This window comes from Avibacterium paragallinarum, from assembly GCF_011765605.1.
Classification (GTDB): Bacteria; Pseudomonadota; Gammaproteobacteria; order Enterobacterales; family Pasteurellaceae; genus Avibacterium; species Avibacterium paragallinarum.
Map to the genome: position 1 here is coordinate 969215 of NZ_CP050316.1, position 16486 is coordinate 985700.

General features: G+C 40.0%; 17 protein-coding genes. 11 read left to right on the forward strand and 6 right to left on the reverse strand.

The window, feature by feature from the left end:
- Window positions 1–46: 46 nt before the first annotated feature.
- The 3 genes from HBL79_RS04720 to tehB all read right to left on the reverse strand — a co-directional run bounded on the left by HBL79_RS04720 (window position 47) and on the right by tehB (window position 4517).
- Complete coding sequence (locus HBL79_RS04720) at window positions 47–1678, reverse strand: VWA domain-containing protein (protein WP_035684895.1); 1632 nt, start codon at window positions 1676–1678, stop codon at window positions 47–49.
- A 23-nt stretch (window positions 1679–1701) separates the two neighbouring features.
- The gene (locus HBL79_RS04725; protein ID WP_233570719.1) at window positions 1702–3408 is read right to left on the reverse strand and encodes an AAA family ATPase; all 1707 of its coding nucleotides are present in this window, start codon (window positions 3406–3408) and stop codon (window positions 1702–1704) included.
- 248 nt (window positions 3409–3656) lie between these two features.
- Window positions 3657–4517 carry an SAM-dependent methyltransferase TehB gene (tehB, locus tag HBL79_RS04730; RefSeq protein WP_046097387.1) on the reverse strand — a complete coding sequence of 287 codons (861 nt, stop codon included), beginning with the start codon at window positions 4515–4517 and terminating at the stop codon, window positions 3657–3659.
- 235 nt (window positions 4518–4752) lie between these two features.
- Between tehB and nrdR the strand changes: the two genes are divergently transcribed.
- From nrdR to degS, 3 genes are read left to right on the forward strand one after another with little or no spacing between them, the layout of a single operon-like run.
- Entirely contained in the window at window positions 4753–5202 is a 450-nt protein-coding gene (nrdR, locus tag HBL79_RS04735; RefSeq protein WP_017806501.1) for a transcriptional regulator NrdR, read from the forward strand.
- A 1-nt stretch (window position 5203) separates the two neighbouring features.
- Entirely contained in the window at window positions 5204–6328 is a 1125-nt protein-coding gene (gene ribD / locus HBL79_RS04740; protein ID WP_035684892.1) for a bifunctional diaminohydroxyphosphoribosylaminopyrimidine deaminase/5-amino-6-(5-phosphoribosylamino)uracil reductase RibD, read from the forward strand.
- A 13-nt stretch (window positions 6329–6341) separates the two neighbouring features.
- Entirely contained in the window at window positions 6342–7364 is a 1023-nt protein-coding gene (gene degS, locus HBL79_RS04745) for an outer membrane-stress sensor serine endopeptidase DegS (RefSeq protein WP_035685250.1), read from the forward strand.
- Window positions 7365–7554: 190 nt separating this feature from the next.
- Here degS and HBL79_RS04750 read toward each other — a convergent pair whose 3' ends face one another.
- Window positions 7555–8433 carry an RsiV family protein gene (locus HBL79_RS04750; RefSeq protein WP_035684890.1) on the reverse strand — a complete coding sequence of 293 codons (879 nt, stop codon included), beginning with the start codon at window positions 8431–8433 and terminating at the stop codon, window positions 7555–7557.
- Between the two features lie 138 nt (window positions 8434–8571).
- On the opposite strand from HBL79_RS04750, the gene folP reads away from it, so the two are divergent.
- The 3 genes from folP to sixA all read left to right on the forward strand — a co-directional run bounded on the left by folP (window position 8572) and on the right by sixA (window position 11312).
- A complete protein-coding gene (gene folP, locus HBL79_RS04755) occupies window positions 8572–9396 on the forward strand; it encodes a dihydropteroate synthase (RefSeq protein WP_035684887.1) in 825 nt (274 codons plus the stop codon).
- 53 nt (window positions 9397–9449) lie between these two features.
- Entirely contained in the window at window positions 9450–10784 is a 1335-nt protein-coding gene (gene glmM, locus HBL79_RS04760) for a phosphoglucosamine mutase (protein WP_046097388.1), read from the forward strand.
- 66 nt (window positions 10785–10850) lie between these two features.
- A complete protein-coding gene (gene sixA / locus HBL79_RS04765) occupies window positions 10851–11312 on the forward strand; it encodes a phosphohistidine phosphatase SixA (protein ID WP_035684882.1) in 462 nt (153 codons plus the stop codon).
- A 143-nt stretch (window positions 11313–11455) separates the two neighbouring features.
- Here the strand turns inward: sixA and HBL79_RS04770 are convergent, their stop codons facing one another.
- Window positions 11456–11677 (reverse strand): hypothetical protein, encoded by a 222-nt coding sequence (locus tag HBL79_RS04770; RefSeq protein WP_017806508.1) that lies wholly within the window; start codon window positions 11675–11677, stop codon window positions 11456–11458.
- Window positions 11678–11905: 228 nt separating this feature from the next.
- Window positions 11906–13117 (reverse strand): aromatic amino acid transport family protein, encoded by a 1212-nt coding sequence (locus HBL79_RS04775; protein ID WP_035684880.1) that lies wholly within the window; start codon window positions 13115–13117, stop codon window positions 11906–11908.
- A gap of 222 nt (window positions 13118–13339) precedes the next feature.
- Between HBL79_RS04775 and ribH the strand changes: the two genes are divergently transcribed.
- Genes ribH through HBL79_RS04800 form a run of 5 tightly spaced genes read left to right on the forward strand, consistent with a single transcriptional unit; the run spans window position 13340 to window position 16473 of the window.
- Window positions 13340–13813 carry a 6,7-dimethyl-8-ribityllumazine synthase gene (gene ribH / locus HBL79_RS04780; RefSeq protein ID WP_035684877.1) on the forward strand — a complete coding sequence of 158 codons (474 nt, stop codon included), beginning with the start codon at window positions 13340–13342 and terminating at the stop codon, window positions 13811–13813.
- A 17-nt stretch (window positions 13814–13830) separates the two neighbouring features.
- Window positions 13831–14259, forward strand: coding sequence for a transcription antitermination factor NusB (nusB, locus tag HBL79_RS04785; protein WP_370539165.1), 429 nt, complete (start codon window positions 13831–13833; stop codon window positions 14257–14259).
- Between the two features lie 26 nt (window positions 14260–14285).
- On the forward strand, window positions 14286–15320 hold the full coding sequence (gene thiL, locus HBL79_RS04790; protein WP_035684872.1) for a thiamine-phosphate kinase: 1035 nt from the start codon (window positions 14286–14288) through the stop codon (window positions 15318–15320).
- A 5-nt stretch (window positions 15321–15325) separates the two neighbouring features.
- On the forward strand, window positions 15326–15826 hold the full coding sequence (locus HBL79_RS04795) for a phosphatidylglycerophosphatase A family protein (RefSeq protein ID WP_017806513.1): 501 nt from the start codon (window positions 15326–15328) through the stop codon (window positions 15824–15826).
- 11 nt (window positions 15827–15837) lie between these two features.
- Window positions 15838–16473: a LysE family transporter gene (locus tag HBL79_RS04800; protein ID WP_035684869.1), complete on the forward strand. Its 636-nt coding sequence runs from the start codon at window positions 15838–15840 to the stop codon at window positions 16471–16473.
- The last annotated feature ends 13 nt before the right edge of the window (window positions 16474–16486 follow it).

Consider the following 16486-nt stretch of genomic DNA (forward strand, 5'->3'; position numbering starts at 1 on the left):
AGCAAAAAAAACCGCCGTTAGGGCGGTTTTTATCTTTTTTCTTCGGCTATGGCGATGAAGTTGGCTTGATAAGATCAACAATTTCGCCTGTTGTTGGGGAGTATTGCCATTGGTTATCGAAAAAAGAAAGTGGTGAGTGTTGATAAAATTGCTCATAACCTGAAATACCAAATGAATTACATGCTGATATCACTAAGGCATTAAATTTGGTTTTCTTTTGTTTTTGTTCGGCAATTTCATTTTGCATTTCTGGGCTAAATTCATCTATTTCAAAATCAGAAATGACTAAGATATCTGCTTTTTCATAGTTTTCTTGTTGTAATAAATCTAATGCACATTCTAACGCAGGTTCAACATCGGTGCCGCCGTGGAATGAATTACAAAGAAAATGAATCAGATCATTGATTGATTTTTTTTCTGTTTGTTCATAAGTTTCAATCTGACTAGAAAAGTTAATAATAAAATAAGCTCGTTTTTGTGCTTTGGCTTCTTGACCTAGATAAAGTGCTATCGCTTTAGCAATATTTTCGGGATCGCCCCTCATTGACGCACTAGTATCGACACATAAAATCATTGGACCTGTACGTTCATCTTCAGACATCTCTTTAGGCGTTGTTTGGCTTTGCGTAGCAAAAGTAATCCCTTGTTGTTGAAAGCACATTAATTTATTTTCTAAAAATTTAAGGTCAAATAACGCCGCACTTTCTTCATTATTTAATAATGCTAATTCAGCAGGTAAAATATTTTCTAGCTCTTTGCCTAAATAAAGCCCTACTATTTCTTCTTTTGCTCGATAATCAATGACGGGACTAAGCTGTTCAGTATTTTCTATTTCTTTTTTGGTTTTAGTCGCATTGTTTTTACCAAAGGCACGTCCCAATAAATCAAGGATCTCTTTGAGTTTTTTCACCTTTTTTAATTGAGTATTTAGTATCTTTAAAAATTCAGTATCCTGTGGAGTGAGATTACCGATATTATCGCCAATACCCAACAAAGAGCATATAGAAAGGTTTAATTTTTCTTTAAATGATTTAATATTTAAAGATATTTTTTCTTGTTGCCATTTATATTCCACCTTATCAAGTTCTTTTTTCCATCGTTGCAGAAGGTAATCATAGATCGTTTTTTGTTCCTTCCCTGAGTTTATCTTTTTTTCAAAAAATAGAGCATCAAAGGGAAGATCATTAGCCTTACAAAAGACTTTATATTCGTCTAGAAGCTGAGTAGTAAACGAATTATCTGTATCTTGTTTATTTTCATCTTTAGAATTTATAGGATTCGTATTGTTTTCATAATGTGAAATTTTATGATAATAGTCTTTAAATGGATTTTCCTTTTGTAATTTTTTATATTCAGACAAGAATTGTTCATCTATTTTTTTATTAAGTTCAGATGAATTATTTTTTTCTTCTCCTATATCACTATAAATACTCGCTTTGAAATCTTGATAAAGCGTATCTATTTTTTGCAAATCATTTTTCCATTTAAATCTAGCAAAATCACAAAAAAGATCGTTTTTTTCGGTTTGTAGTTTTTTCTGCCAAAATTCTGAATCAAAATGAATTGCCATATCTTGACAAAATGATTGATATGATTTGAATAATTCTTCTGCATTTGATTCATCTTCTAAAATAGTCAAATACGTTTGTCTTTTTTTCTGATATTGTGAAGATTTCATTTTTTTCCCTCAGGATAATCGTTTTAGCATTCTCTATATTGAATTGGTCGAAGTTCCGCAATTCGCTCTAATTCCAATTGTGCAATTTTTAGATCTTTTTCATTATCTTTAAATGGTATTAGACTTATCCTTTTTTCTTGTTTAGATAAAAAAAGATTTTTGTTATTATTTTTTATTTTTATTGTGTTTAATTCTGTATTGATTTTAATATTTAGCATTTTTATCTTTTCATTTAGACTTTTTGCTAAAATTAACTCTTTTTCTGTTTGTAATATTTTTGGAGAATTTTTATTAAATAGGACGCTGGGGTAAAAAAGAATAGGGGTTCTTATTGTAAAAATACCATTTCTTACAGAACGAACAGAAAACATATCTACATCAAGCTTTTTTATATAACAATTTTTTACTTCCTTTCCTGAGTGATCGATAGGGTGGAAAAGAGCATTATTTTTTTCATTGGCTGGAATGTAAAAAAGAATATCTCCCACGGCATCTAGATTAATATCATTATAAAATCTTTGTTTAGTAAGAAGATCTATACTATCATTATTGACTGATTGGATAGTAAAAGCATAATATTCCTTACCATCGTTCAACGTTACGGTATGATAAATATTTTCTTGATAATAATATAATTCTGAAATTTTTTGCTCTAATTGGTTTAAATTAAAGTGTTGAATATAATCCATTTCAAATGGTTTAGTAATAACCCCATCAACAACCTCCGCAATATATTCCCGATTTTCTGGCGTTGTCCATAAACAATATTTGAGCAAAAACAAATCGGTAAAATTGGTTTCTGTGCGATCATTACAAAAGGCAGAGGCTTTTAATAACATTGCGGCTCGTTGCCAACGGCGGTCAGATACATAGATAGATGGAGTTTCTTCTTTCTCTTCTTCTGTGTTTTCTTCAGTGGTAGCAGTTTCTGCCGTGCCTTTCTTTGTTTTAGACGCTTTTTTCTTTTTCTCTTGCTCTGCTTGGTTCAACCGCTGGCGAATTTGTTGAATCGCCTCAAGGGTTTCTTCGCTGAGTTGCACTTCTTGAATTTGCTGCCTCCATTGCTGCATTTCGTGATTGCTAATAATCAGATCTTGATCGAGATACAATTTTTCTGCACTCGGCTTGCTATTGAGCAGTTGGTTGAAAGTGGCATTGTTTTGAATAGGTGGCACGAGCATACGTACAATAAAGCGATCATAAAGTGCTTCTAAGCCTTGATTTTCTTCAGGAATTTCATTAGATGCTGCAATTAAAGATTTCAACGGCACATCAATGCGATCGCTGCCATTTTTGAATAAATGTTCATTAATAATTGTGAGCAAATTGTTCAAAATCGCAGGGCTAGATTTCCAAATTTCATCTAAAAAAGCAAAATCCGCGGTGGGTAAATAGCCTTCAATCTGCCGTACATAATTGTCCTCTTTTAACGCTTTAAGCGAAATCGGGCCAAAAATCTCTTCAGGGGTGGTGAAGCGGTTCATTAAACATTCAAAATAATTTTTGCTTTCAAAAGCACAGGCTAAACGGCGAGAAATCAAACTTTTCGCCGTCCCTGGTGGGCCATAAAGAAAGGTGTTATGCCCAGCAATCGCTGCCAACAAACTCACCGCAAGAATATGCTCCCGCTCGTGCATTCCCTGATTAAGCTGACGCAACAGTTTTTTCAATCTCGCCTGCTTCCCTTGCCCATCGATAACGTTGCTTTCTAAATCATATTGATTTTCCATTAAAATCCCTCTCTGTTTGTTAAGTTGAGCATTATTTTAATAGCACAATGAAAAATCCGTGCGTCAGGTTGTGTCGTGGGGGAAATTTTTATCAAGAGAAGATATTGACGGGTAAAATAAAATTATTTTTTGTATTTATCTATATAGGTAGTTAAAGACATTTAATTATTAAAGTGAAATAGACATAAAGAGGGAAAAACAAGGCGAATATGAGGATCCGCCTCGTTTTTTAGCATATTGTGTAATATTTATTTTTTCTTCGCCAACATCGTCACAAATTTCATTTTGATGCGGTTGCCGTTTTCATCGGTTTTGTGCAGTTCGCCCATTTCTTCTTGATATTTAATGAGTTCCCAGCCTTGGTAATAATGTTTTAGTTCGCCCTCTTTGAACGTGAAAGAAAACGGCAGCGGGCAAGGCACATCATCGGTACTCATTGCGGCGACAATTAAATTATAACCGCCCGCGTTGGTGTGGGCTTGCATATTTTCGATAATCGCAGGAATGGCATTGCGATCAAGGAACATAAAGACCACCGTAGAAAGAATAAAATCGTAATTTTCTTGGATATTGGCAGTATTAATATTATAAAGTGCGGTCTGAATTTTTAGCGTTTCTTTCTCCGCGGTGCTGGTGAGGAAAGCAAGGCTATTTTCATTATGATCCCAAGCGGTTACCTCATAACCGAGCAGGCTTAAAAAGAGCGAATTACGCCCCTGTCCACAGCCGAGATCTAATACTTTGCAAGGCGGGATAATTTCCACCGCACTTTTTACTTCGGAATGGGTTGGGGTCATATTGTATTTTTTACTGAAATAATCTTCTTTTTTGCAATAAAATTCCAAGTAGCATTCTAAATCCTCAGAGGCGGCTTCGACACGATGCCAAACTTGTGGCTCAACGAAAGGCGTGTCATCTTGAGCGGTAAAAATATGCTCGCTCATCACTTCACCTTCTTCCGTTAAAACAAAAAATTTGAGTTTGCCTTGCAAGACGGTGATTTTCCCCCAAGTGCCGACTTTGGTGTTGTGTTTTTCTTGGAACATTTTTGGCAGGCTGTCTTTATTCCACACGGGCATTTTTTTGTAGCAGATGAGTTCGTTTTTCATTATGTTCTCCAAAGGTCAAAATAGTTGAGTAATATAGTAGGAAATAAAGTTTGACTAAGCAATATCTTGTCAATAAAAAATTGATCTGGCTCATTATTCTCGAATGAGTGAGCATTCACTGAAAGAGATCGTAAATTAAGGTAAATTTTGTTAAACTACACCTATTTTTATAATGAATGCCAATCCCTTTTTGATTATGCAAAAATGAAAGGGGAAGCGAGAAAATAGAGGTGTTATGCGTTGTCCTTTTTGTTCGACCGAAGAAACAAAAGTGATCGATAGCCGCTTGGTTTCTGATGGTTTCCAAGTTCGCCGCCGTCGCGAATGTGGTAAATGCCACGAGCGTTTTACCACCTTTGAAAGTGCGGAATTAGTGATTCCGAAAATTATTAAAAGCGATCAATCCCGCGAGCCATTTCACGAAGAAAAATTACGCCGCGGCATTTTACACGCCCTTGAAAAACGTCCCGTGAGTGCTGATGATGTGGAAAAAGCCATCAGCCATATAATTCACCAGTTGAGAGCCACAGGCGAGCGGGAAGTACCAAGCGAATTGGTGGGGCGATTGGCGATGAGTGCCTTGAAAAAATTAGATAAAGTTGCCTATATTCGTTTTGCTTCTGTTTATCTAAGTTTTGATAACATCAATGAATTTAGCAAAGAAATTGAGAAACTGAAGGATTAATATGCAAGAGAAATTTACTCAGCGAGATCACGAATTTATGCAAATGGCACTGGATCTTGCCAAATTAGGGCGTTTTACCACCACGCCAAATCCTTCCGTTGGCTGTGTGTTAGTGAAAAATGGCGGGGTCATTGGCAAAGGTTTTCACTTGAAAGCGGGGGAACCGCACGCGGAAGTAATGGCATTGCGTGAAGCGGGGGAAAATGCACGGGGGGCAACTGCTTACGTTACCCTTGAGCCTTGTTCCCATTTTGGTCGCACACCACCTTGTGCGAAAGGATTAATTGAAGCAGGTGTGGCGAAAGTGATCGCCGCAATGACTGATCCGAACCCTCAAGTGGCAGGGCGTGGGTTGGCAATGTTACAACAAGCGGGCGTTGAAACTGCGGTGGGCTTATTGGCTGAAAAAGCGGAATTGCTCAATCAAGGCTTTTTAACCCGAATGCGGCATAACCGCCCCTTTGTGCAACTCAAAATGGCGATGAGCCTTGATGGTCGCACCGCAATGGCAAATGGCGAAAGTAAATGGATTACTGGGGAATTGGCTCGCCAAGATGTTCAACAATATCGTGCGAGTGCGAGTGCGATTTTATCGACCAGTGAAACCGTGCTAATGGATAATCCAATGCTGAATGTGCGTTGGACACAGCTTCCCGCTGAAGTGCAACAACAATATCCCGATACAGCACTTCGCCAGCCAGTGCGGATTATTTTAGATAGCCAACATCGCGTTACGCCAGAATGTCAATTATTTCAACAACCTACCCCTGTATGGTTGGTGGGGTATCAAGAACGGGATTTATCCGCATTCCCTGAATTTTGTCAATCTATTCAAATTGAAAAAACACCAGATTTTTTCACCGCACTTTTAAAGTACTTATCAGAACAGCAAATTAACACCTTGTGGGTTGAAGCTGGCTCAGGGTTAGCTGGGGCATTAATTGAGGCGAAATGGGTGGATGAATTGATCGTTTACATTGCTCCAAAATTATTAGGAGATCAAGGCAAGGGGCTTTGTCACTTGCCTCATTTACATAAACTTGCTGATGCTCCGCATTGGACATTACAATCTGTTACACCGATTGGCGATGATTTAAAACTAATCTATCATCCAAAAAATGAATAAAATGGGAGTTTTAATGTTAAAAAAAATAATCCAATCTATCTTTATTGGTTTAGTTGCGGCAGCTTTCATCTTGTTTGTGATACCCTTTTTTAATCAAGGAGGAGCTTTATTCCAAAAAGACATTTTTTCTTTTAAAGATGCCGTGCGTATAGCATCTCCCGCAGTGGTGAATGTGTATAGTCAATCTTTTTCTGCTACCAATAATCATTCAGAAACAACGAGTTTAGGTTCTGGCGTGATAATGGCAAGAGAGGGGTATATTCTCACTAATAAACATGTTATTCAAAATGCGGATCAAATTGTGGTCGCGATGCAAAATGGACGTATTTTTGAAGCAAGTTTGATTGGTTCTGATAGCTTGACAGATCTTGCAGTGTTAAAAATCCGTGCTGATAATTTAGCAACTATTCCGAATACCAAGCGTAAACTACACGTTGGTGATGTAGTACTGGCTATTGGTAATCCTTATAATTTAGGGCAAAGCGTATCACAGGGGATTATTAGTGCCTTGGGGCGTAATGCTGTAGGGGATTATATGGGACGTCAAAATTTTATTCAAACAGATGCATCTATTAATCGTGGAAATTCAGGTGGTGCTTTGATTAATTCTTTGGGGGAATTGGTTGGGATTAGCACGTTAAGCCTCGGTAAAAATGCCAATGAAATTGCTGAAGGGTTGAATTTTGCTATTCCTATTGATCTTGCAAACGATGTTATGAAAAAAATTATTCGTGATGGGCGAGTGATACGCGGTTTTCTAGGTATTCAGACGGATGTCCTTTTTAATGATGGACAAAGTGGAAAAACAAAAGGTATTGAAATCACGAGTATAATGGAAAATAGTCCAGCAGCAAAAGCGGGGTTACAAGCTGGAGATATTATGTTGCAATTTGGCGATGTGAAAGCACAATCACCCGCACAAATGATGAATGTCATCAGCAATACTAAACCGAATACTACAGTAAATGTTTTAATTTCTCGTCTTGGTAGAATTTTTACTTTACCCGTTGTTATTGAAGAATATGCTGTTGAGTAAATGCTTTTTATTACTTAGTATTTATCAAATTTTGAGATGTTAGTCACAAATTTAGATATTCCTTTTTGCATTTTTTCTTAGAGGAGATATGCTATTGAAGCATAAGATAAGTGCTATTCTAATAGCCAATAGTGGTCATATTTTGCTTTCCTAATTGTGCCTCAAATGAGGCACATTTTTTATATTGTCATTACCACTCAAATTTTATCAATTCTGCTTCCTCTTGCTCCCAAGGTAACGTTAGGGTAATTTCACCGAAAGCGTAGGGGAATAGAGCATAAGGCTGATAAACGAAGTTCACGCCGTCTTGATCAAAATAAAAATCGGGCGAAATATAAAAATCGGCTTTCTCTATATAATTTGTATTAAAATTAGCCTCTTTGCTGAGATCATCGTAGACTTTCCATAGTGCGTTTAGGATAGCAGGTTGATCTTTTTTATCTATCAGTTGATCTAAAGTAACAAGGGATTGCTTATCTACATCAATATTAAGATATTCTGATATTTCTATCCCGTGAGCCCCCCCTTCATAGGAATAAATCGTATTATGAAATCCTACCCAATTATTTTTTTGCCCAAGATAAGTCGTTTGCACAGCAAATTCCATTCCGCGGTTTCCATTTTTCTTTGCAACCTCAAGAGAACGCTGATGAATAAGAGTAAAAAGCTGCGTCAGATTGGCTTTACTGAGGGTTGTGGGCAATACTTCTGGTTGTGATTCTTGCGTTTCATTGATTTGATTAAGATGCTTTAAATAATTTATGCCTTGCTTGTATTGTGTATTAAGAAGTAATTGGTTAAGCCAAGGTACTTGTGTTTCCGCGAGATTTGCATAAGTGAACAGGCTAGCTTGTTCTTTTTCACCATTGTTTGAGGGTATTTCAATGGTTTCTCCTTTGTTAAAAATATCAACAGTTTTCACATTTAAAGCGGGAAATTCAGCTTTTTGTTCTGTTGCTACTTGCGTTTGTGTCGCAGCTTTAGGTTCAATTTTGACATTGTCTTTATCATTGCAGGCAGAAAGCAATAAAACGGCACTAACGCTCAGTGTGAGAAATGTTTTTTTCATTGAGATGGCTCCTTCTAGTTTCATAAGCTTCACTAGTATAAGCAATATCATCTTCTTTTACGATAAGAAATCCTGTGTATTTTGTTTAGCCAAATATTCCGCTATAATTGACCGCACTTTTATTGCGTGAAAAAAATGATGAAGTTACAAGCAAATAATAAAATCCTTTCTTTATCTCAGCCCCAAATTATGGGGATTTTGAATGTGACACCAGACTCATTTTCTGACAGTGGGCGATTTTTTCAAAAGGATAACGCATTATTCCAAGTTGAAAAAATGCTCAATGAAGGTGCGACGATCATTGATATTGGCGGGGAATCAACCCGACCAATGGCGGAAGAAGTTACACTTGAACAGGAATTGGCACGTGTTGTTCCCATCGTTGAAGCGGTGAGAATGCGTTTTGATTGCTGGATTTCTGTGGATACCTCAAAAGCGGAGGTAATGGCAGAAAGTGCGAAAGTGGGAATGGATCTCATCAATGATATTCGGGCTTTGACAGAGCCAAATGCCTTGCAAACTGCTGTGCAATTAGGTTTACCCACTTGCATAATGCATATGCAAGGGCAGCCTCGCACAATGCAGCAGAATCCGCATTATGATGATGTGGTGCAAGAGGTGCTAAATTTTCTCGAAAATCACACCGCAGTTTGTTTAGCGGCAGGAATGAAAAAGGAAAACATTATTTGGGATCTGGGTTTTTGCTTTGGTAAAACCGTGCAACATAATTACCAATTATTGCAACAACTAGCAAAATTTACCCAAGATTATCCAGTATTAGCAGGTATTTCGCGCAAATCAATGATTGGCGCGGTGTTAGATAAACCTGTTGATGAGCGTATTGTAGGCAGTGTTGCCGCCGCATTAATTGCAGTGTTCAATGGCGCAAAAATTGTGCGTGTACACGATGTTGCGCCCACGGCAGACGCATTAAAAATTTGGCAAGCCACGCAAATGGCATAATAACGTCAATCAACGTAATGATTTTTAACGATAAAACATAAAAAGGAATACAAATGGCAGAACGCAAATATTTTGGCACTGATGGTGTGCGTGGAAAAGTAGGAACTTCACCGATTACCCCTGATTTCGTCCTTAAACTCGGTTGGGCAGCAGGAAAAGTGCTAGCAACGCAGGGTTACGGCACTGTATTAATTGGTAAAGATACCCGCATTTCGGGCTATATGTTGGAATCTGCCCTTGAAGCTGGTTTAGCCGCAGCAGGGCTTTCAGCCGCCTTTACAGGGCCAATGCCAACCCCTGCTATTGCTTATTTAACCCGCACTTTCCGTGCAGAAGCAGGCATTGTGATTTCCGCTTCCCATAACCCTTATTATGATAACGGGATCAAATTTTTCTCCACCCAAGGTACAAAATTGCCTGATGATGTAGAAGAAGCCATTGAAGCAATGTTAGAACAGCCAATGGATTGTGTGGAATCCGCACAACTTGGACGTGCAAGCCGTATTAACGATGCGGCAGGGCGTTATATTGAATTTTGTAAAAGCACCTTCCCAGCCCATTTAAGCTTAGAAAATTACAAAATCGTAGTGGACTGCGCGAACGGCGCAACCTATCACATTGCCCCGAATGTAATGCGTGAACTAGGCGCAGAAGTAATCGAAATTGGTACGCAGCCAAATGGAATGAATATCAATGAAAAATGTGGCGCGACCGACATTAAAGCCTTACAAGACAAAGTGTTAGAAACCAAAGCAGATATTGGTTTAGCTTATGACGGCGATGGCGACCGCTTAATCTTAGTGGATCACCTTGGTAATAAAGTGGACGGCGACCAAGCCCTGTTCATTATTGCCCGCGAAGCTTTGCGTGCAGGCAAATTAAAAGGCGGCGTGGTTGGTACGTTAATGAGTAATATGCGTCTTGAATTGGCATTGAAAGAATTAGCCATTCCTTTCGTGCGTGCCAATGTGGGCGACCGCTATGTATTAGAAAAAATGCAGGAAAAAGGCTGGTTGCTCGGCGGTGAAAACTCAGGGCATATCATCATTGCGGATAAAAATACCACGGGCGACGGCATTGTTGCCTCTTTAGCGGTGTTAGCTGCAATGGTTGAACATCGTTTATCCCTTCACGAATTGGCAAGTGCGGTGCAACTTTTCCCTCAAGTGCTGATTAATGTTCGGTTCGCGGGCGGCAACAATCCGCTTGAGAGTGAACAAGTGAAAGCCGTAGCGGAACAAGTGGAACAACGCCTTGCGGGTAAAGGGCGTATTTTGCTCAGAAAATCAGGCACAGAACCACTTATTCGCGTAATGGTGGAATGTGAAGACGGCACGCTTGCTCAGCAATGTGCAGAAGAGATCGCTGACGCAGTGCGTGCAAATTAAAAGTGCGGTAGGAAAAAGAAGCGATTTTTTTCGCTTCTTTTATTTGAAAATAAATAGAGTAGTCATATGAAAATTTTTGTAATGCGGCACGGTGAGGCTAAATCAATGGCTTCTTCAGATAAATTGAGACAATTGACTGAAAAAGGTAAATCGCAATCTTATCAACAGGGTCAATGGTTGCAATCATTTTGCAGTGAATTAGATAAAGTGCTAGTAAGTCCTTATATTAGGGCTCAAGAAACCTTTGAGCAAATTGATCTTGCTTATAAAAATCAATTAAATAGCAAATTTGAAACGTGGTCTGGAATTACGCCTTATGGTGATGCGAGCGTGGTGAAAGATTATCTTGACGTACTTTCTCAAGAGGGAGTTAAACATATTCTTATTATTTCTCATTTACCTCTTGTTGGTGATATTGTTCGTGAATTATGTGGTAAAAATACGGCTAATTTCTATCCTGCAACCATAGTAGAGATTGAATATAATGCTGCTCATTGCGGTATAGTGAAACAAATTCAATTACCTTAAGGATAAGGTTAATTAGGATAGGTCATTAAATATAAAGATTAGAAAAAGCTAAGTTTCATTGGACTGAACTTAGCTTTTGTAATACTTTAAATCACTAAACCTTATGAAAGTTAGTAATCATTTGAATTAGTTAAAAATGACTATTACTCTACAGTATAAGGAATATTAGTAATTCCTGATTCAGCTAAGGCTGCAATAACATCAGCAACTTCCACAGTATCTGTAAATTCAGCAGTGACTTCTGCGGAATCTTCACCTTTTATTTTCGTTTCTTCCGCAGATAGAGCACCGATAGTTAAAAGCTCAGAAACAAGATCGTGAGCAAAAGTTCTAGAGGTTGTAAATGTCATTTTGATTTTATTCATATTTTTTCCTTATATAAATCCTATAGGTTATAAAATTTAGAGAGAGTTTGCTAAATTATAACGAACTAATTGTAACATTATTTTGTAAAAATAATATGAAAGAACATATCACGAATAGATGTTATTTGCTGTTTGAGGAGAAATTTAGAGATTAGATAGGTATTCAATATATTTGGTAGGAGGTCAATATTCTTGATAGGAGGCAAAAGTTTGCCTCCTCATTTTTGTTTAACCAATTACATTGGGTAGATAGCCTGCTTTAATTAAAAATGGCACGTTCATAATCAATACACCTAATAATAAAGCGATGAGTAAGCTGAGGTTGCCGCCAAGAACACGGTAAGGCAGGTTTGGATAGATTTTTCTTGCACGCCAAGCCATACCCACTGGCAACACTAAGCCGTAGAAGGTGAACATTTGCCCCGCATAGCCTAGTGCCGCGATAAAGCCGTCAGGGTAGAAAAGGGCGAAGGCGAGAGGCGGTAAAAAGGTTAATAAGCCTAGTTGAATGCGGTTGGCTTTGATATTGATGCGTTTTAACAGATCATCTAAGCAGTCAAATAAAGACAACGCTACGCCAAGGAATGAGGTTACCAATGCTAGTGTGGAGAATGTCCGCACCGCACCGCTAATTATTGAGCTGCCAGTCGCTTGGTATGTGGCATTAATTAAGCCGTTCAAGGTTGGATCGGTGTTAATAATGGTAACAAATTCCGATTGCGGGAAAACGCCGTGGGTGGCGAGTTGCCATAAAATATAGGCGACCAATGGGATCGCTGTCCCGCCAATAATGGCGATGCGTAAGCGTTTAATATCGCCATCTAAGTATTTGTTAATGCTCGGAATAATCACGTGGAAGCCAAATGAGGTGAAGAACACGGGGCTGGCTGACACAATTAAGAAATCTTTCAGTGGCATTGCGAGCAGATTATCGCTGCTGACCAATGGCAACATCATTCCCAGCACAAGCACGAAGGCGATTAGTTTGATGATGAAAAGCAGGCGAGTTAAGCCATCGACGGCCCCTGTGCTGATAACGATAAATACGCCTAGCACAACCGTAAAGAGGACGATAGAAACGGAGGTCGCGTTGTCGCCTAAAAACGGCAATAGCCCCGCTAATAATGAGCCGCCGCCCGTAACATAAGCGGACAAAATGGCATACATAAACACAACCAAAGAGAGGGTAGCAAGGACGCGACCCGTTAGCCCGAAATATTGCTCGGCAAGGGTGGCGATCCCAGCGTCTTTGCGTTCGGCTTTTTGGTAAACTTCAACGAAAAGTAACGCACTGTAAGAAAGTAAAATCCACAGAATGAATAACAGGGCTAAGGTGTAGCTGAAGCCCATTTCTGCGGAAGTGAGGGGCATTGCGAGCATTCCCGCCCCAATGGTTGTTCCCGCAACCAACAAGGCACTGCCAAAGGTTTTATTTTGCATTGTTTCTTCCTATGTGATGAGTGAAATAAAAGTGCGGTAGATTTTACCGCACTTTTTTTGTGTTGTAATTATATTTTTACATAGTGTTTTTATTTGTTTACAAAAATGGGCGGGTTTGCAAAATGAGATCACTTGGTAGGCGATAAAAGCGGATTACTAAGGCTATTTTTTATGATAAAATCCCCCACCAATTTATTAAGAGAAAAGAGAATAGGATTTTTTATGAAAGTATTAGAAGGCGTAATTGCGGCTCCAGAAGCCAAAGTGGCAGTTGCTATTGCTCGTTTTAACAGTTTTATTAATGAAAGTTTGCTTGAAGGGGCATTAGATGCCTTAAAACGTGCTGGGCAAGTGAAAGAGGAAAACATCACCCTCGTGCGTGCACCAGGGGCGTATGAATTACCATTAGTGGCTCGCCGTTTAGCGGAAAGTAAAAAATATGACGCGATTGTGGCACTCGGCACGGTGATTCGTGGCGGCACAGCTCATTTTGAATATGTGGCAGGGGAAGCCAGTAGCGGTTTAGGTCAAGTGGCAATGCAGGCAGAAATCCCGGTGGCATTTGGTGTACTGACCACTGAAAACATCGAGCAAGCCATTGAACGTGCAGGCACAAAAGCGGGCAATAAAGGAGCAGAAGCCGCGTTGGTTGCTCTCGAAATGATTAACCTATTAGCCCAAATTGATAATGCGTAATAATGGCTGAGCAAATGATGAACGATAAAGTAAAGAAACCTAGCCCACGCCGTCGTGCAAGAGAATGTGCGGTGCAAGCCTTGTATTCTTGGCATCTTTCGCAAAACCCTATTGGCGAAGTGGAACTCGCCTTTGTTAGCGAGCAGGATATGAATGGCGTAGATATGCCTTATTTCCGCAAATTGCTACGTCAAACGGCGGAAAATATTGATGCCGTAGAAGCCAGCGTTGCCCCGTATTTGGATCGTAGCCTTGAAGAATTAGACCCGATCGAGCGTGCGATTTTACGCTTAGCCGTGTATGAATTGCGTTTTGAGCTTGATGTGCCTTACAAAGTGGTAATCAACGAAGCCATTGAAGTGGCGAAAGTGTTCGGGGCTGACGATAGCCATCGCTATGTGAACGGCGTGCTAGATAAAGTTGCACCCGCGTTGTCGCGTAAATAATTCAGGTTTTTCAAGGAAGGAAAGCAATGAGCAGTGGTGAATTTGATCTGATTAAGCGGTATTTCACTGCCTCAAAGCGTCCTTCTCGCCGAGATGTGATTTTGGCGATTGGCGATGATTGTGCGATTACTGAACATCGACAAAATCAGCGGATCGCCATCACCACCGATACAATGGTGGAAAATACCCATTTTCTGCCCTCCATTTCTCCCGCTGATTTGGCTTACAAAGCCGCCGCGACAAACCTGAGCGATCTTGCCGCAATGGGGGCTGAACCCGCGTGGTTTTCCCTTGCCCTCACCTTGTCACATATTGATCACCAATGGCTGAGTGTCTTTAGCCAAAGCCTTTTTGAGGTGATGGATCATTACAATGTGGAGCTTATCGGCGGCGACACCACCAAAGGGGCGTTGCACGTGATTAGCATTACCGCTCAGGGGATCATTCCCAAAGGCAAAGCCTTGTGTCGCCACAGTGCCAATGTGGGGGATTGGATTTACGTTTCGGGATCATTGGGCGACAGTGCGGCGGGCTTGGCGTTTTTACTCGGAACGGCTCAGCCTGTACTTGCTTCAGATGCGAAAAGTGCGGTACAAAATGAACGCGATTTTTTCCGCAATTACCTCATTCAACGCCACCTTCGCCCAACGCCACGCGTGTTGCTCGGGCTAGAATTAGCGGTGTCCTCCCTTGCTAGTGCTGCTATTGACATTTCAGACGGTTTAATCGCCGATCTCGGGCATATTTTGCAACGCAGTGAATGCAGTGCGGTGATTCATTTGGATAAATTGCCGCTTTCTGAGGCGTTGGTAAAGACCTTTGGCTTACCGCAGGCAGAGCAATTTGCTCTTACGGGCGGAGAGGATTACGAACTTTGCTTCACCGTGCCAGATCGCCAGCGTGAGAAATTAGATCAGCATTTAAAGCACATTGGCGTCAATTATACTTGTATCGGACAGATTCGAGCTTGGCGAGCTTCAGCGAAAAAACGCATTATTTTTCAACGTGATGGGCAAGAGGTGGAAATCGCCCACACTTCAGGATTTGATCATTTTAAATAAAGATTATGCAAGAAAAAACGCAAACTCGAGATCCCCGTCATCGCCTTCGTTTAACTAACCCTGTTCATTTGCTTGCTGTCGGGCTAGGCTCAGGCTTACTTCGCCCCGCACCGGGAACGTGGGGCAGCCTTGCTGCCACCTTGCTTGGCGGATTGCTATTGCAAGGTATTTCGCAAAATCTATTCCTTTTTTTGACCGCACTTTGTTTTATCGCAGGTTGCTGGATTTGCCAGAAAACCGCTGAGGATATGGGCGTGCACGATCACGGAGCAATCGTGTGGGACGAATTTGTCGGCATTTTTATGGTGCTAAGTGTACTGCCTGAAGTGAATTGGTTGTGGTGTAGCTTGGGCTTTGTGATTTTCCGTGTTTTTGATATTTTGAAGCCTTACCCGATCCGCTATTTTGATCGTAAATTGGAAAGCGGATTTGGCATTATGATTGATGATGTGCTTGCTGCGATTTATAGCATTATCGTCATCAAAGGCATTGTGTATTTATTTTAAGGATTTCGCCAATGTGGACAGTGTTATTAATGAATCTTGCGGGCTTATTAAGCCCAGGACCCGATTTTTTCTATGTCAGCCGTAAAGCGGCGAGCGATACCCATCGCAATGCCGTAGCGGGGGCATTTGGCATCGCACTAGGCATTTTATTTTGGTCGGCTGTGGTGATTTTTGGGTTGGCGATGATTAACCGCACAAATAATTTGGTGCAATATATCATTATGTGCTTAGGTGGTAGCTATTTAGCCTATTGTGGAATAAAAATGCTCCGCGTAACCGAAAACGCCCAGCTTGCTGACTTTACTCAAACTAAAGCTAAACATAGCTCAATTTTCCGTGAAGTGATGAAAGGGCTGTTGATTAATGTGAGCAATGCGAAAGTGATTGTGTTTTTCAGTAGTGTGTTGTCAGGACTTATGGCGAATATCTCTGGAAATACCGAAATTGTATTGGTTATCGTGCTATTAGCATTAGAAACCTTTCTTTATTTCACCTTGATTGTGTTTTTCTTTTCCCGCAAAATCGTACGCACATTTTACAACCGCTATAATCGCTACATTGATAATTTAGCTGGGATTGTTTTCGTCTTTTTTGGTGGAGAACTCATTTATTCAGGGCTATCCACAATTATTTGTCTTACAGCATAACAGGAGCGTGGAA

Excerpts from the sequence above, each read along its gene's own strand:
- folP (WP_035684887.1), top strand. The coding sequence starts at position 8,572 with ATGAAGTTACAAGCAAATAATAAAATCCTTTCTTTATCTCAGCCCCAA.
- thiL (WP_035684872.1), top strand. The coding sequence starts at position 14,286 with ATGAGCAGTGGTGAATTTGATCTGATTAAGCGGTATTTCACTGCCTCA.
- HBL79_RS04800 (WP_035684869.1), top strand. The coding sequence starts at position 15,838 with ATGTGGACAGTGTTATTAATGAATCTTGCGGGCTTATTAAGCCCAGGA.
- HBL79_RS04770 (WP_017806508.1), bottom strand. The coding sequence starts at position 11,677 with ATGAATAAAATCAAAATGACATTTACAACCTCTAGAACTTTTGCTCAC.
- nrdR (WP_017806501.1), top strand. The coding sequence starts at position 4,753 with ATGCGTTGTCCTTTTTGTTCGACCGAAGAAACAAAAGTGATCGATAGC.
- HBL79_RS04750 (WP_035684890.1), bottom strand. The coding sequence starts at position 8,433 with ATGAAAAAAACATTTCTCACACTGAGCGTTAGTGCCGTTTTATTGCTT.
- HBL79_RS04720 (WP_035684895.1), bottom strand. The coding sequence starts at position 1,678 with ATGAAATCTTCACAATATCAGAAAAAAAGACAAACGTATTTGACTATT.
- nusB (WP_370539165.1), top strand. The coding sequence starts at position 13,831 with ATGAACGATAAAGTAAAGAAACCTAGCCCACGCCGTCGTGCAAGAGAA.
- sixA (WP_035684882.1), top strand. The coding sequence starts at position 10,851 with ATGAAAATTTTTGTAATGCGGCACGGTGAGGCTAAATCAATGGCTTCT.
- ribH (WP_035684877.1), top strand. The coding sequence starts at position 13,340 with ATGAAAGTATTAGAAGGCGTAATTGCGGCTCCAGAAGCCAAAGTGGCA.
- tehB (WP_046097387.1), bottom strand. The coding sequence starts at position 4,517 with ATGAAAAACGAACTCATCTGCTACAAAAAAATGCCCGTGTGGAATAAA.
- degS (WP_035685250.1), top strand. The coding sequence starts at position 6,342 with ATGTTAAAAAAAATAATCCAATCTATCTTTATTGGTTTAGTTGCGGCA.
- glmM (WP_046097388.1), top strand. The coding sequence starts at position 9,450 with ATGGCAGAACGCAAATATTTTGGCACTGATGGTGTGCGTGGAAAAGTA.
- HBL79_RS04775 (WP_035684880.1), bottom strand. The coding sequence starts at position 13,117 with ATGCAAAATAAAACCTTTGGCAGTGCCTTGTTGGTTGCGGGAACAACC.
- HBL79_RS04795 (WP_017806513.1), top strand. The coding sequence starts at position 15,326 with ATGCAAGAAAAAACGCAAACTCGAGATCCCCGTCATCGCCTTCGTTTA.
- HBL79_RS04725 (WP_233570719.1), bottom strand. The coding sequence starts at position 3,408 with ATGGAAAATCAATATGATTTAGAAAGCAACGTTATCGATGGGCAAGGG.
- ribD (WP_035684892.1), top strand. The coding sequence starts at position 5,204 with ATGCAAGAGAAATTTACTCAGCGAGATCACGAATTTATGCAAATGGCA.